General features: G+C 73.5%; 11 protein-coding genes. 4 read left to right on the forward strand and 7 right to left on the reverse strand.

Annotated features, from left to right (window positions below; translation table 11 throughout):
• Positions 1-53: 53 nt before the first annotated feature.
• Positions 54-2,282 carry an ATP-dependent DNA helicase RecG gene (recG, locus tag D1J63_RS10205; protein ID WP_125628650.1) on the reverse strand — a complete coding sequence of 743 codons (2,229 nt, stop codon included), beginning with the start codon at positions 2,280-2,282 and terminating at the stop codon, positions 54-56.
• 61 nt (positions 2,283-2,343) lie between these two features.
• Complete coding sequence (locus D1J63_RS10210) at positions 2,344-4,077, reverse strand: DAK2 domain-containing protein (RefSeq protein ID WP_125628651.1); 1,734 nt, start codon at positions 4,075-4,077, stop codon at positions 2,344-2,346.
• Positions 4,078-4,343: 266 nt separating this feature from the next.
• Between D1J63_RS10210 and rpmB the strand changes: the two genes are divergently transcribed.
• The 3 genes from rpmB to D1J63_RS10225 all read left to right on the forward strand — a co-directional run bounded on the left by rpmB (position 4,344) and on the right by D1J63_RS10225 (position 9,203).
• Positions 4,344-4,529 carry a 50S ribosomal protein L28 gene (gene rpmB / locus D1J63_RS10215; RefSeq protein ID WP_003993230.1) on the forward strand — a complete coding sequence of 62 codons (186 nt, stop codon included), beginning with the start codon at positions 4,344-4,346 and terminating at the stop codon, positions 4,527-4,529.
• Positions 4,530-4,642: 113 nt separating this feature from the next.
• A complete protein-coding gene (locus tag D1J63_RS10220) occupies positions 4,643-7,675 on the forward strand; it encodes a BTAD domain-containing putative transcriptional regulator (protein ID WP_125628652.1) in 3,033 nt (1,010 codons plus the stop codon).
• 325 nt (positions 7,676-8,000) lie between these two features.
• On the forward strand, positions 8,001-9,203 hold the full coding sequence (locus tag D1J63_RS10225; protein WP_125628653.1) for an FAD-dependent monooxygenase: 1,203 nt from the start codon (positions 8,001-8,003) through the stop codon (positions 9,201-9,203).
• Here the strand turns inward: D1J63_RS10225 and thiD are convergent.
• Positions 9,184-9,984 (reverse strand): bifunctional hydroxymethylpyrimidine kinase/phosphomethylpyrimidine kinase, encoded by an 801-nt coding sequence (gene thiD, locus D1J63_RS10230; protein ID WP_125628654.1) that lies wholly within the window; start codon positions 9,982-9,984, stop codon positions 9,184-9,186. The two genes, D1J63_RS10225 and thiD, sit on opposite strands and share 20 nt — an antisense overlap.
• Positions 9,981-10,949, reverse strand: coding sequence for a thiamine-phosphate kinase (locus D1J63_RS10235; protein WP_061442361.1), 969 nt, complete (start codon positions 10,947-10,949; stop codon positions 9,981-9,983). Before D1J63_RS10235 ends, thiD begins: the two co-directional genes overlap by 4 nt.
• 238 nt (positions 10,950-11,187) lie before the next feature.
• Between D1J63_RS10235 and D1J63_RS10240 the strand changes: the two genes are divergently transcribed.
• Positions 11,188-11,421, forward strand: coding sequence for an Lrp/AsnC ligand binding domain-containing protein (locus tag D1J63_RS10240; protein WP_003973433.1), 234 nt, complete (start codon positions 11,188-11,190; stop codon positions 11,419-11,421).
• A gap of 178 nt (positions 11,422-11,599) precedes the next feature.
• On the opposite strand, the gene D1J63_RS10245 is transcribed toward D1J63_RS10240, so the two are convergent.
• The 3 genes from D1J63_RS10245 to D1J63_RS10255 form a co-directional block, all read right to left on the reverse strand.
• Positions 11,600-12,769 (reverse strand): D-alanine--D-alanine ligase family protein, encoded by a 1,170-nt coding sequence (locus D1J63_RS10245; protein WP_125628655.1) that lies wholly within the window; start codon positions 12,767-12,769, stop codon positions 11,600-11,602.
• Between the two features lie 92 nt (positions 12,770-12,861).
• Positions 12,862-13,872, reverse strand: coding sequence for an NAD(P)H-dependent glycerol-3-phosphate dehydrogenase (locus tag D1J63_RS10250; RefSeq protein ID WP_125628656.1), 1,011 nt, complete (start codon positions 13,870-13,872; stop codon positions 12,862-12,864).
• Complete coding sequence (locus D1J63_RS10255; RefSeq protein WP_125628657.1) at positions 13,869-14,654, reverse strand: lysophospholipid acyltransferase family protein; 786 nt, start codon at positions 14,652-14,654, stop codon at positions 13,869-13,871. Before D1J63_RS10255 ends, D1J63_RS10250 begins: the two co-directional genes overlap by 4 nt.
• Positions 14,655-14,755 lie beyond the last annotated feature (101 nt).

Here is a 14,755-nt window from a genome sequence, read left to right on the forward strand (position 1 = left end):
CTGCGTCCTTGTCGGTGTGCTCGGGTGGACGGACGGTGTCCGCTGCCAGTCTGTCAGCCCTTCTCCAGGTACTGCTCCCGCTCGTCGTCCAGCAGTGCCTCCAGGGCCGTGCGCAGACCCGGCAGGCCGGTCAGCTCCGGATCGGCGGCCACGACGGCCGCGGCCTCCTGTCTCGCCTCCGCGATGATCTCCTCGTCCTCGATGACGGCGAGCACCCGCAGGGAGGTGCGGGCACCGGACTGGGCCTGGCCGAGGACGTCGCCCTCGCGGCGCTGTTCGAGGTCGATGCGGGAGAGCTCGAAGCCGTCGCGGGTGCTCGCGACGGCGTTCAGCCGCTGCCGGGCCGCGCTCGCCTCGGGCATCTCGCTGACCAGCAGGCACAGGCCGGGGGCGGAGCCGCGGCCGACCCGGCCGCGCAGCTGGTGGAGCTGGGAGACGCCGAAGCGGTCGGCGTCCATGATCACCATCGCGGTGGCGTTGGGGACGTTGACGCCGACCTCGATGACGGTGGTGGCGACCAGGACGTCGGTCTCCCCGGCGGCGAAGCGGCGCATGACCGCGTCCTTGTCGTCGGGCTGCATACGGCCGTGCAGGACCTCCACCTTGAGGCCCTGGAGCGGCCCCTTGGCGAGCTGCTCGGCCACGTCGAGGACGGCGAGCGGGGGGCGCTTCTCGGCGTCGCCCTCGGGCGGCTCGCCCTGTGCGGCCTTCTTCTTCGCGCCCTTCTTCGGGTCGTCGTCCTCGTCGCCGATGCGCGGGCAGACGACGTAGGCCTGGTGGCCGTTCGACACCTCCTCGCGGACCCGTTCCCAGGCCCGGGCGAGGAAGTGGGGTTTGTCGGCGGCCGGGACGACGTGGCTGGCGATCGGGGACCGGCCGGCGGGGAGCTGATCCAGGACCGAGGTCTCCAGGTCGCCGAAGACGGTCATGGCGACGGTGCGCGGGATGGGTGTGGCGGTCATGACGAGCAGGTGCGGGGGCTGCTTGCCCTTGCCGCGCAGGGCGTCGCGCTGCTCGACGCCGAAGCGGTGCTGCTCGTCGACGACGACCAGGCCGAGGTCGTGGAACTGGACCTTGTCCTCGATCAGCGCGTGGGTGCCGATGACGATGCCCGCCTCGCCGGTGGCCAGGTCGAGCAGGGCGTGCCGGCGGGCGGCGGCACCCATGGAGCCGGTGAGCAGCACCACCTTGGTGGCGTGCTCGGCGCCGCCGAGCATCCCGCCCTCGGCCAGCTCGCCCATCATCTCGACGACCGACCGGTGGTGCTGCTGGGCGAGCACCTCGGTGGGCGCCAGCATCACGGCCTGTCCGCCGGAGTCGACGACGGCGAGCATGGCGCGCAGGGCGACCAGGGTCTTGCCGCTGCCCACCTCGCCCTGGAGCAGCCGGTGCATCGGGTGGTCGGTGGCGAGGTCGTCGAAGATCTCGCGGGAGACCCGCTGCTGGCCGTCGGTGAGGGTGAAGGGGAGACGGTCGTCGAAGGCGGTGAGCAGGCCGTCCGGGCCGGGCTTCCTGGGGACGGCGGGGAGTTGGGTCTCGGCGTGGCGGCGGCGGGCGAGGGCGACCTGGAGGACGAAGGCCTCGTCCCACTTCAGGCGGGCGCGGGCGTCCTCGATGTCGGCCTTGGTGTGCGGGCGGTGGATCTTGAGCAGGGCCTCGGGCAGGGAGACCAGGCCCCGGCCCTCGCGCAGGGAGTCGGGGAGCGGGTCGACGGCCTCCTGGGCGCTGGGCAGCACCGTCTGGATCGCCTTGGCGAGCTTCCAGGACTCCAGCTTGGCGGTGGCCGGGTAGAGGGGGATGAGGGCGCCCGCCCAGGACTCGACGGTCTCCTCGCCCTCGGTGTCACCGCGCAGCAACTCGTACGCGGGATGCGCCAGTTGCAGGCGGCGGTTGAAGACGGAGACCTTGCCGGCGAACATCGCGCGGGTGCCCGGCAGGAGTTCCTTGTGGGGCTTGTGCACGCCGTTGCCGAAGAAGACCAGTTGGAGGCGGCCGCTGCCGTCCGTGATGGTCACTTCGAGACGCTGCCCCTTGCCGCGCGGGGCCTTCGAGGAGGCGAAGGTGTGCAGCCGGGCGTCGGCGACCTGCGCGACCACGGTGACGTGCTCATCCATGGGCAGGTCGGCGAGGTGGGTGAGCTGGCCGCGCTCCTCGTATCTCCGGGGGTAGTGGTGGAGGAGGTCGCCGACGGTGTGCAGGCCGAGGTGCTCGGCCATCACCTTCGCGGTGGCGGGGCCGAGCACCTTCTTCAGGGGTTCTTGCAGTGCGGGCACGAGATCCATTGCACACCACGCCACTGACAACGTGCCGGGGAAGCGCCGTACCGGCCCGGTGCGCGTCCCCCTACTCGACGCCGACCAGCAGCAGCGCGCCCTGCCTGCCGCCCCGGTAGACCACCGTGTCGACGGCGAGGTACGCCTCGCGGACGCGGGCCTCCAGCCGGTCGGCGACGGCCTGCGGGGCCTCGTCGCCGAGGACCAGGGTGACCAGCTCGCCGCCGGCCGACAGCATGCGGTCCAGGACGGTCGCGGCGACCTCGGAGACGTCGGCGCCGATCACGGCCACGTCGCCGTCGATGAGGCCGAGGACGTCCCCGGCCTGGCAGATGCCCGCCGTGGTCCAGGACTGGCGTTCGGCGACGGTGACCTCGGCGTGGCGGGTGGCGCCGGCCGCCGAGGTCATGGCCACCACGTCCTCGTCGAAGCGCCGCTCGGGCTCGTGCACGGCGAGCGCGGCGATGCCCTGGACCGCGGAACGGGTCGGGATGAGAGCGACGCGGACGCCCTCGGTACGGGCCTGCTCGGCCGCCGCGGCGGCGGTGTGGCGCAGGTCGGCGTCGTTGGGCAGCAGCACCACCTCGCGCGCGTGCGCCCGCCGTACGGCCTGCACCAGTTCGCCGCTCGCGGGCGGCTCCCCGGGGCGCGCGAGCAGGGTGGTCGCGCCGGCCTCGGTGTACAGCGCGGCCAGCCCCTCCCCCGGTACGACGGCCACCACGGCGCGTTGGGTCCGCTCCCGGGGCGGGCGCTCGGCGCCGGTGGTGTGCGCGTCGCCGTGCCCGAAGTGGGTGATGCGGATCCGGTACGGCCGCCCGGCCTCGACGCCGGCCTCCACGGCGGCGCCCGCGTCGTCGACGTGCACGTGGACGTTCCACAGCCCGTCGCCGCCGACCACGACGAGCGAGTCCCCGAGGGCGTCGAGCCGCCGCCGCAGCCGGGCCACGGCCGCGTCCTCGGCCTCCAGGAGGTAGATCACCTCGAAGGCGGGGCCGCCCTCGCCGCCCTCCTCGGCGCACTCCCCCGTCGCCCGCTCCTCCCCGGGGCCCGCGCCGCCGGGTTCCACGCGCGCGTGCGGCACGGCGACCGGTCCCGGTGCCCGGCCCGTGAACGTCTCCACCAGGGCCGCGAGGACCGTCACCAGACCGTGCCCACCCGCGTCGACCACTCCGGCGCGCTCCAGGACGGGCAGCTGGCCCGGGGTGGCGACGAGCGCCGCGCGGGCGCCCTCGTACGCCGCGCGGGCCACCTCGGCGCAGTCGCCCTCCGCGCCGTCGGCCGCGTCGGCGGCGGCCGAGGCGACGGTCAGGACGGTGCCCTCGACCGGGTGGGCCACGGCCTGCCGGGCGGACGTGGCGGCGTGCCGCAGGGCCAGCCGCAGGCCGGGGCCCTCGGTGTGGGCGGAGTCACCCCGCTCGGTGAGCACCTGGGCCATCCCGCGCAGCAGCTGCGCGAGGATCGTGCCGGAGTTGCCCCGCGCGCCGATCAGCGCCCCGTGCGCCATGGCGCCCACGGCGTCGGCCAGCGAGGGCCCGTCGGCCGTGTCCCGGGCCTCCGACGTGTCCCGGTCCTCCGACGCGTCCCGCGTCCCGCCGTCCACCTCGTGCGCCGCGAAGACGGCCTCCACCGCGGCGACGGCCGACTCGACGGTCAGGTACAGGTTCGTGCCGGTGTCCCCGTCGGCGACGGGATAGACGTTGATCGCGTCGATCTCCTCGCGCGCCCGTCCCAGCGCGCGCAGCGACAGACCGCACCAGGTACGCACCGACAGAGCGTCGAAGAACCTCTGCGGCACCTGCGCCACCTGCGCCTCCCTGGAGTGCGGACGTGGCTGGCAGCGTAGACCTTGGGCCGCCGGCCCACCGGAACAGGGCCGGGACGGGCCCCTGAGCTGCCGTGGTAGTTTCGTTGTACGGGAGCAGCCGTTGTATGCTGCTCCGGTTGCCCGATCCCGATCGGGCCACCCCCCTGGCACCGCCACTCAGATCCCGGCCCGTTCGCGAGTCCGAGAGCTTGATCCCGGCATGCCGGGATCAACCGTAAGTGCATCTGAAGTCTTTGGAGTGACCCGTGGCTGCCAACTGCGACGTCTGCGGCAAGGGGCCGGGCTTCGGCAACAACATCTCGCACTCGCACCGCCGTACGTCCCGTCGCTGGAACCCGAACATCCAGCGTGTGCGTACCGTGGTGGGCGGGACGCCGAAGCGCGTGAACGCTTGCACCTCGTGCATCAAGGCCGGCAAGGTCTCGCGCTGACGCGTCTCAGCTGAGCGCGCGGCCACTGCCTGGTCCGCTGTACGGAGCCGGTCCACCTCGTGTGGGCCGGCTTTTTGCCGTACCCGGACACCCGCCGTGCCAGAATCCCGGAAATGCGCTTCGGGATACTCGGCCCCCTGGACGTCCGCACCGATGACGGAACCCCCGTCGACCCGGGCGGTCCCCGGCCCCGAGCACTCCTGACGCTGCTGCTCCTCGACGCCGGCCGCACGGTCTCCCCGGCCCGGCTGATCGACGGCCTGTACGGCAGCGAGCCGCCCGCCGGTGCCGCGAACGCCCTCCAGTCGCAGATCTCCCGGCTTCGCGGGCGACTCGCCCCGGACGTCCCCGTGGAGGGCGGCAGCGCCGGGTACCGCGTCGTCACTCCGCCCGAATCCGTCGACAGCCATATCTTCGAACGTCTGTGCGGTGATGGTCGCGCCGCCCTCGCCGCCGGTGACCACGCGCGCGCGGCGACCGCCTTGCGCGCGGCACTCGCACTGTGGCGCGGCCCCGCACTCCCCGACCTTCCGCGGGCGCCCGCGGAGGCGGACCGGCTGACGGAGCTGCGGCTGACCGCCGTACAGGACCGGGTCGAGGCGGATCTGGCACTCGGGGGCGGTCCCGAGCTGGTGCCCGAGTTGCGGGCGCTGCTGTCCGCGCATCCCCTGAGCGAGCGGCTGTACGGGCAACTGATGCGGGCCCTGCACGCGGGCGGCCGTCCCGCCGAGGCGCTGACGGTGTACGAGGAGGCACGGCGCACGCTGGCCGAGGAGCTCGGCGCCGACCCGTCGCCCGAGCTGTCCGCCCTCCACGGTGAACTGCTCCGGGGACACACCGCCGCCGCCCCGCGACGGCCCCGGCTGCCCGCCCAGCTGACCCGCTGCGTGGGCCGGGACGCCGAGCTGGACCGCATCGCAGCCCTGTTCGCCGAAGCGCGCCTCGTCACGCTCACCGGGCCCGGCGGCACCGGCAAGACCCGGCTCGCGATCGAGGCGGCGAGCCGGTGCGGCGCTCCGGACGCCCCGGCCGACGTCTGCTTCGTCGAGCTGGCGCCCCTCACCGACGGCGGGCAGATGCCGTACGCCGTGCTCACGGCGCTCGGGGTGCGCGAGGGATTCCGCACACCGGGCACGGACGCCACGGAGCGGCTGCTGACCGCTCTGGAGGACCGTCGGACGCTGCTCGTGCTCGACAACTGCGAGCACCTCGTCGACGCGGCCGCCGCGCTGACGGCGCTGTTGCTGGGCGCCTGCCCCGGGGTACGGGTCCTGGCCACCAGCCGGGAAAGCCTCCAGATCACCGGCGAGGCCCTGGTGCCCGTCCAACCGCTGCCGCCGCGCCCGTCGGCCGAACTGTTCCTGGAACGCGCCCGTGCGGTGCGTCCCGGGTTCGACGGCCACGCGCGCGTGCCGGAGATCTGCGCGGCCCTGGACGGGCTGCCGCTGGCCATCGAGCTGGCGGCGGCCCGGCTGCGCACCCTCGCCCCGGACGAGCTGGCCGACCGCCTGGACGACCGATTTCGGCTGCTCAGCCGCGGCGACCGCGCCAAGGCACCCCGCCACCGCACGCTGCGCGCCGTCGTCGAGTGGAGCTGGGAGCTGCTGGACGACGAGGAGCGTGAGCTGGCCCGGCGGCTGACGGTCTTCACCGGGGGCGCCACGCTGGAGGCAGTGGCGGCGGTGTGCGGGGTGCCGCACCCTGAGGACCTGCTCGCCTCGCTGGTGGAGAAGTCGCTCCTGGAGCATCTGCCCGAGGGCCGGTACCGGATGCTGGAGACCCTCCGCGCGTTCGCGGCCGAGCAACTGACCGGCCGCGACCGGCTGCGCGACGCGCACGCGGCGTACTTCCTGGACCTGGCCGAGCGGGCGGAGCCGCATCTGCGCACCGGCGGCCAGCTGCCCTGGCTGTCCCGCCTCGCCGCCGAACGGGGCAACCTGGACGCGGCCCAGCGTCACCTCACGGAGACCGACCCGCGCGAGGCCCTGCGGCTCATGGCCGCGCTGACCTGGTTCCACCGGCTGCGCGGCCTCCATGGCGAGCAGGTGCCGCGGGCCCGCGCGCTGATGACGGCGGTCGGCGACGAGCCTCCCGAGGGGCTGGCCGAGGAGTACGCGCTGTGCGCGATGAACGCGGTCTCCGGGGACGGGGAGGGCGACCCGGCCGAGGCCGGTCGGCTCGCGCGGGTGTCGGCGCTGATGGCGTCGCTGGACCGGCCGTTGCGGCTGCCGTTCACGGTCGTCCTGCACTCGCTCACCTGCGGGCCCACGCTCGTGGCGGACGCCCTGCCGAGGGTTCAGGTCGGCAAGGGGCCCTGGGGGCTCGCCCTGCTCGACATGGGCATCGGCTACCAGGAGCTGTTCGGGGGCCGGGCGGCCGAGTCGGAGGCCGCGTTCGCCCGGTCCCTGGCCGGCTTCCGTGCCACCGGGGACCGCTGGGGCATGGCCAACTGCCTCGACCCGCTGGGCGGCTTCGCCAACCGGCGCGGCGCGTACGACCGGGCGCTGGAACTCCTCGACGAGGGGCTGGCCCACGTCCGGGAGCTGGGGTCGCCCGAGGAGACCGCGGACCTGCTGCGCTCGCGCGCGCTCGTGCTGCTGCACCGGGGCGAGACCGAGGAGGCCGCCCGGCACTTCACGCACTCCGCGGCCCTCGCCCGCTCGGTGGGGGCAGGTGACAAGGTGGCGAGCGCCCGGCGGGGTCTCGGCGACGTGGCCCGGCTCTCCGGCGACACGGCACGCGCGCGCGGGGAGTACGAGCACGCGCTGCGGTTGTGCGCCGACAACTGGTTCAGTACCGGTGAGTCGGTCCGCATCCTGGTGGGTCTGGGCCGCACGGCCGCCGCGGAGGGCGACGCGCGGGCTGCCGCGGACTGGCTGGAGCAGGCCCGGTTGCTCGCCCTCGACTCCCCCGACGTACTCGCCCTGGCGGAGGTCGCCGAGTCCCTGGCCGTCATGGCCCCCGCCCCGGAGCGCGCCGCCGAACTCCTCGGCGCCGCCACGGGTCTGCGCGGCGCCCCGGCCCTCGGCGACCCGGACGCCTCGCGCACCGAGCGGGAGGTCCGCGCCCGGCTCGCCCCCGAGGCGTACGACCACGCCTTCGCACGCGGACGGAGGCTGCGCGCGGCGGCGGTGGGCGCACGGTAGCCACCCGCAGGGCAGGTGGGCGGTCGTCGGTGTGCGCGTGCCTACTGTGCGCTCACCGCCGATGTGCGGGGCCTCCGTCTCTGCTCGGAGGGTGCGGTCGTGTGCCTTGGGCGGGCCGTGCGAAGACCTGCGGCTCGGATCCGGGCGCAGGCAGCGGCGGGACACCCCCGCCAGGCCCTTCGCCCGGGCCCCGGGCCGGCGTCGGGCACCCGCCCCGCGCACCCGCCCCTGCGGCTGCCCCGCGTCCGGCGCCCGTCAGCCCCCGTCAGCCCGCGGTAAGCGGACGGTGGGTGAACGGTAAGCGGGGCCGCCGAGGGTCATTGTCATGACGCACACACACCGCCTCGGCCACCTCACCGTCCTCGTCTCCGGCGCCGGCGTCGCCGGGCCCGCCCTCGCCCTCTGTCTCGCCCGGTACGGCGCCCGGGTCACCGTTGTCGAGAAGGCACCCGCGCTGCGCGGTGACGGCTTCGCCGTCGACTTCCGGGGCCATGTGCACCGGCGGGTGCTCACCGCCCTGGGCGTCTGGGACGAGATCCACGCCCGCCGGACCCACATGGGCCGGCAGACCGTAGTCGACGCCGACGGCACCCCGCGCGTGGACCTGCCCGCCGAGATGATGAGCGGGGACGTGGAGATCTTCCGCGGCGAACTGGCGAAGATTCTGCACGAGCGCACCGAGGACACCGTCGAGTACGTCTTCGGGGACTCGGTCGCCACGCTCACCGACACCGGGGACGGAGTGGACGTCACCTTCGAGCGCGGTGCGCCCCGCCGCTTCGACCTCGTCGTCGGCGCGGACGGCCTGCATTCGCGCACCCGCCGCCTGGTCTTCGGCGACGAGTCCCGGTACCTGCGCTTCCAGGACCACTACGTCGCCGGCTTCGGCGTCCCCAACCACCTGGGCCTCGACCGCACCGGCCGCCTGTACAGCGAGCCCGGCCGCGCGGTCTGCGTCGGCAACTACGACGGGGACCCGGACCACGCGGGCGCCCTCCTCGTGTTCCGCTCGGAGCGGCTGGTGTACGACCGCGGGGACGTGGCCGCGCAGAAGCGGATCCTGCGGGAACGCTTCGCGGGGATGGGCTGGGAGGCGCCGAGCGTGCTGAAGGCGCTGGAGGAGGCCGACGACCTGTACTTCGACGCGATCGCGCAGATCCACGTCGACCGGCTCACCGAGGGGCGCGTCGCTCTGCTCGGCGACGCCGGGTACGGCGCCACCATGGGCGGCATGGGCACGGGCGTGGCGGTCGTCGGGGCGTACGTCCTCGCCGGGGAACTCGCCCTGGCCGGCGGCGACCACCGGACCGCGTTCGCCGAGTACGAGACGCGGATCCGGGACTTCGCCAAGGGCTGTCAGAAGATCTCCGGCAACGCGGGCCCGTTCTTCGCCCCGCCCACCGAGCGGCGTATCCGCAGCCGGGACCGCATGTACCGGCTGCTCAGCCACCGCCTGATGGCCGGCTTCTTCAAGCGGCTCACGGAGAAGGCGGCCACCGACATCGAACTCAGGGAGTATCCCGCCTGAGCGCCCAGCCGTGGTCCACGGGGCCGATGCCGCCGCCGAGCGGGAACCCGGCCGCGATCGCCCCGGTGACGTACTCCTTGGCCGCTCGCACCGCGTCCGGCACCGACTGCCCCTTGGCCAGCCCGCAGGCCACGGCCGAGGCGAGGGTGCAGCCGGTGCCGTGCGTGTGGCGGTTGTCGAGGCGGGGGGCGCGCAGCCAGTGTTCCTCGGAGCCGTCGGTGAGCAGGTCGACGGCGTCGCCGGCCAGATGACCGCCCTTGATCAGCACCCAGCGCGGTCCGAACGCGAGGACGGCGGCCGCGGCCCGGCACAGGTCGGCGTCGGACTCGACGCGTACGCCGGTGAGTTGGGCGACCTCGTCGAGGTTGGGCGTGGCGACGGTGGCGACCGGCAGCAGCCGGGTGCGCACCGCGTCCAGCGCGGAGGCGGCGAGCAGTGCGTCCCCGTGCTTGGAGACGCCGACCGGGTCGATGACGACCGGCGCGTCGGTGCCGGCGAGCAACTCGGCGACGGTCTCGACCAGTTCGGCGGAGGACAGCATCCCGGTCTTGACCGCCTGGACGCCGATGTCGTCCACGACGCTGCGGTACTGGGCGCGCACCGCCTCCACCGGCAGTTCCCAGGCGCCCTGCACGCCGCGGGAGTTCTGCGCGGTGACGGCGGTGAGGACGCTCATGCCGTGGGTGCCGAGGGCGAGCATCGTCTTCAGGTCGGCCTGGATGCCGGCGCCGCCGCCGGAGTCGGAGCCCGCCACGGTGAGGACCAGGGGCGGCGCGGTCACGCTTCCACGTCCCCGCCGAAGTGGTCCCAGCCGCCCTTGCTGGTCCAGGGGGCACCGTCCACCGTCACCTGGGGCAGCGCGGAGGGGTTGAGGACCTCGCCGATGACCTTCCAGCGGGCGGGCAGCTTCACGTCCGGCGGGAAGGTCGCCACGATGGCGTGGTCCTCGCCGCCGGTGAGCACCCACTGCATGGGGTCGACGCCGACGGCCTGCCCGATGTCGTTCATCTGGGAGGGGATGTCGATCTGCCCGGAGCGCACGTCGATCCTGACCTTGCTGGCCTCGGCGATGTGTCCCAGGTCGGCGATCAGGCCGTCACTGACGTCGCACATGGCGGTGGCGCCCAGGCCGGCCGCGGCCGGACCAGCGTGGTACGGCGGCTCGGGGCGGCGGTGGGCCTCGACGAAGGCGCGCGGCGAGCGGAAGCCGCGGGACAGGACGGCGAACCCGGCGGCGGACCACCCCAGCCAGCCGGTCACCGCGACGAGGTCGCCGGGCTGGGCGCCGGCCCGGGTGACGGGCTCCTGGTTGCGCAGGTCGCCGAGGGCGGTGATGGAGACGGTGATGGTGTCGCCGCGCACCACGTCGCCGCCGACCACGGAGGCGCCCGCGACCTGGCACTCGTCGCGCAGCCCGTCCATCAGCTCGGTCGGCCAGGTCACCGGCAGTTCGGCGGGCACGACCAGGCCGAGCAGCAGCGCGGTCGGCACGGCGCCCATGGCCGCGATGTCGGCCAGGTTCTGCGCCGCCGCCTTGCGGCCCACGTCGTACGCGGTGGACCAGTCCCGGCGGAAGTGCCGCCCCTCGACGAGGATGTCGGTGCTGGCCACCACCCTGCGGTCGGGCGCGGCCACCACCGCGGCGTCGTCGCCGGGTCCGACCCGGACCGCGGGGGTGGTGGTGAGACGGGAGGTGAGCTCCCTGATGAGCCCGAACTCCCCCAGCTCACCAACAGTGCCCTTCATCGCCTTGGCTCCCCTTCTGTCCCGGTCCCTGTCCGCGTCCGTGCCCGGTCGCGCGTCATCTCTGTCCTCGTTACGGTCGAATGGACCGTCGCCACGGTCGGCGTGATCGTCAACTCGTGTCCCTCGGGCACCCCGACGCGCGAGGTCCGCGGCCCGCGGGTCTCCCCTCGGAGAGCGGCTACGCGATACCGTGGCGTTCCTTTCCCCACATGATCCTCGTGGCCGCTCTGGAGGTTCCGTGGTACAGGCGTACATCCTGATCCAGACGGAGGTCGGCAAGGCGTCGACCGTCGCCGAGACGATCAGCAAGCTCCCCGGCGTGATCCAGGCCGAGGACGTGACAGGACCCTACGACGTCATCGTCCGTGCCCAGTCGGACACCGTCGACGAACTGGGTCGCATGGTGGTCGCCAAGGTCCAGCAAGTGGACGGCATCACCCGCACCCTGACCTGTCCGGTCGTCCATCTCTAGCTCCTGCCCCCTCTCCGCCGCTCGGTCCCGTCCTGTTGATCGCCGCCGCGTGCTGTTCCTCAGCAGACGACGGCGAGTCGATGACGGTTCCCGGACCGGACAGGAAACCCGCTGATCATACTGCGAGAAGGCGACCCCCGAGGGAGTCGCCTTCTCTGTGGTCACGGCGCGAAGCGCGTCAGCGCAGTCCGGTGGACCGCCGCAGCGCCGCCTGGACCAGCCGGTCCACCAGCTCCGGGTAGCTCACGCCGCTCGCCTGCCACATCTGCGGGTACATGGAGATCGGCGTGAAGCCGGGCATGGTGTTGATCTCGTTGATGACGAACTCGTCGTCCTCGGTGAGGAAGAAGTCCGCGCGCACCAGCCCCTCGCAGGAGGCCGCGTCGAACGCCGCCACGGCGAGGCGCTGGACCTCGGCGGTCTCCTCGGCCGTGAGCGGGGCCGGCACGATGCCGGGGGTGGAGTCGATGTACTTGGCCTCGAAGTCGTAGTACGCGTGCTCCGAGGGCGGCGGGATCTCGGCCGGGACGGAGGCACGGGGGCCGTCCTCGAACTCCAGCACCCCGCACTCGATCTCCCGGCCGCGCAGCGCCGCCTCGACCAGGATCTTCGGGTCGTGGCGCCGGGCCTCCTCGATCGCCTCGTCGAGGCCGGAGAGGTCGTCGACCTTGGTGATGCCGATCGAGGAACCCGCGCGCGCGGGCTTCACGAACAGCGGCCAGCCGTGCTCCCCGGCGAAGTCGACGATCTTCTTGCGGGCGCCGGAACGGTCCTGCTCCCACTCGCGGGGCCGTACCACCACGTAGGGGCCGACCTTCAGGCCGTAGGAGGCGAAGACCGCCTTCATGTACTCCTTGTCCTGGCCGACGGCGGAGGCGAGCACGCCCGCGCCGACATAGGGCACACCGGACAGCTCCAGCAGGCCCTGGAGGGTGCCGTCCTCACCGTAGGGGCCGTGCAGCACGGGGAAGACGACGTCGACCTCGCCGAGCGCCTTGGGCACCGAGCCCGGTTCGCTGTAGACGACCTCGCGGTTGGCGGGGTCGACGGGCAGCAGCACGCCGCCCTCGGTCGACTCGGCCAGCTCCTCGACGTCGGGCGTACGGCGTTCGGTGATCGCCATGCGTTCCGGTTCGTCGGCGGTGAGGGCCCAGCGGCCGTCCCGGGTGATGCCGATCGGCAGGACGTCGTAGCGCGTCCGGTCGATGGCCGCGAGGACGGCGCCGGCGGTGACCACGGAGATCCCGTGTTCGGAGCTGCGCCCGCCGAACACGACGGCCACACGCGGCTTGCGGGGCGGCCGCGCGGGGCTCTGCTCAGGGTTCTGGGGGAGGTTCTCGGTGCTCATATCGCGTTGAGAGTACCCGCCCGTAGGGCCGTGAGACAGCGTCGGCGGGGCCGCGTGGCGCGCGGGTTCCGGATCGTCCCGGGAGGGGTCGCTCAGCGTCGTTCGGGCTTCGCGCTGCGCGACATCAGCTCCTTCACGGCGACCACCGGGGACTTGCCCTCGTGCACGATCGCGACGACCGTCTCGGTGATCGGCATGTCGACGCCGTGCCTGCGGGCCAGGTCCAGCACCGACTCGCAGGACTTGACGCCCTCGGCGGTCTGCTTGGTGACCGCGATGGTCTCCTCCAGGGTCATGCCCCTGCCGAGGTTGGTGCCGAAGGTGTGGTTGCGGGACAGCGGCGAGGAGCAGGTCGCCACCAGGTCGCCGAGCCCGGCGAGTCCGGAGAAGGTCAGCGGGTCGGCGCCGAGCGCGACGCCGAGGCGGGTGGTCTCGGCGAGACCGCGGGTGATCAGGGAGCCCTTGGCGTTGTCGCCGAGGCCCATGCCGTCCGCGATGCCGACGGCGAGACCGATCACGTTCTTCACGGCGCCGCCCAGTTCGCAGCCGACGACGTCGGTGTTGGTGTAGGGGCGGAAGTACGGCGTGTGGCAGGCGGTCTGGAGCCGCTGGGCGACGGATTCGTCGGGGCAGGCGACCACGGCGGCGGCCGGCATCCGGGCGGCGATCTCGCGGGCCAGGTTGGGCCCGGTGACCACGGCGATGCGCTCGGGGCCGACCTTGGCAACGTCCCCGATCACCTCGCTCATCCGCATCGCGGAGCCGAGTTCGACGCCCTTCATCAGCGAGACCAGCACGGTGCCGGGTGCCAGCAGCGGCGTCCAGTCGGCGAGTCCCGCGCGCAACGTCTGGGAGGGGACGGCGAGGACGGTGAAGTCGGCGTCGTGCGCGGCCTCGGCGGCGTCCGTGGTGGCCCGCAGGTTATCGGGGAGTTCCACGCCGGGCAGGTAGTCCGGGTTGGTGCGGGTGGAGTTGACGGCGTCGGCGAGTGCGGCGCGGCGCCCCCACAGGGTGACGTCGCAGCCCGCGTCGGCGAGGACCGTGCCGAAGGCGGTGCCCCAGGATCCGGTGCCGAAGACTGCCGCCTTGACCGGCTTGCTCACGTGCTCTGCCCTTCTGCCTGCTCTGCCTGCTGCGCCTGCGCGCGCGCCTGCGCCTGCGTCCGGCGCCGCTGTTCGATCCGCTCGCGGCGCGGGTCGTAGGGGGTCTCGGGTGCCTTCTCGCCGCGGATCTCCTCCAGCTGGCGAGTGACGGCGGCCATGATGACCTCGGTGGCCTCCTTGAGCACCTCCGCGGTCATCTCCCGGTCGTAGAACCGCGACAGGTCCACCGGCGGGCCGGCGAGCACCTGGTGGGTCTTGCGCGGCAGGAGGTTCGGCTTCTTGGCGTACGGCGGCAGCAGTTCGTTGCAGCCCCACTGGGCGACCGGGATCACCGGGCACTTGGTCTGCAGGGCGACGCGCGCGGCACCGGTCTTGCCGGTCATGGGCCAGCCGTCCGGGTCGCGGGTGAGGGTGCCCTCGGGGTAGAACGCGACGCACTCGCCGCGCTCCACGGCGTCGATCGCGGCCCGGAAGGCGCTGAGCGCGTCCGTGCTCTCGCGGTAGACGGGGATCTGTCCGGTCCCGCGCATCGCGGCGCCGACGAAGCCCTTCTTGAAAAGGCCGCTCTTGGCCAGGAATCGCGGGACGCGTCCGGTGTTGTACTGGTAGTGCGCGTACGCGAAGGGGTCGACGTGCGAATTGTGGTTCACGGCGGTGATAAATCCACCCTCGGCCGGAATGTTCTCCATTCCCCGCCAGTCCCGCTTGATCAGAACCACCAGCGGCGGTTTGCAGATCACCGCGGCCAAGCGGTACCAGAAGCCGATTCTGCGGCGGGGCACGCTGACACCTTTCCTCCAGGGCCTGGGGCCGGACAAGTGTCGCCCCGGGCCGCCCGTCTGTCGAGAACACCGTACGCCCCGAAGAGTGAACCGCCAGGTCT

This window comes from Streptomyces sp. KPB2 (assembly GCF_003950055.1).
Taxonomy (GTDB): Bacteria; Actinomycetota; Actinomycetes; order Streptomycetales; family Streptomycetaceae; genus Streptomyces; species Streptomyces salinarius.

Coding starts and splice junctions, on each gene's coding strand:
- D1J63_RS10245 (WP_125628655.1), bottom strand. CDS start 12,769: ATGAGCACCGAGAACCTCCCCCAGAACCCTGAGCAGAGCCCCGCGCGG.
- D1J63_RS10220 (WP_125628652.1), top strand. CDS start 4,643: ATGCGCTTCGGGATACTCGGCCCCCTGGACGTCCGCACCGATGACGGA.
- recG (WP_125628650.1), bottom strand. CDS start 2,282: ATGGATCTCGTGCCCGCACTGCAAGAACCCCTGAAGAAGGTGCTCGGC.
- D1J63_RS10225 (WP_125628653.1), top strand. CDS start 8,001: ATGACGCACACACACCGCCTCGGCCACCTCACCGTCCTCGTCTCCGGC.
- D1J63_RS10235 (WP_061442361.1), bottom strand. CDS start 10,949: ATGAAGGGCACTGTTGGTGAGCTGGGGGAGTTCGGGCTCATCAGGGAG.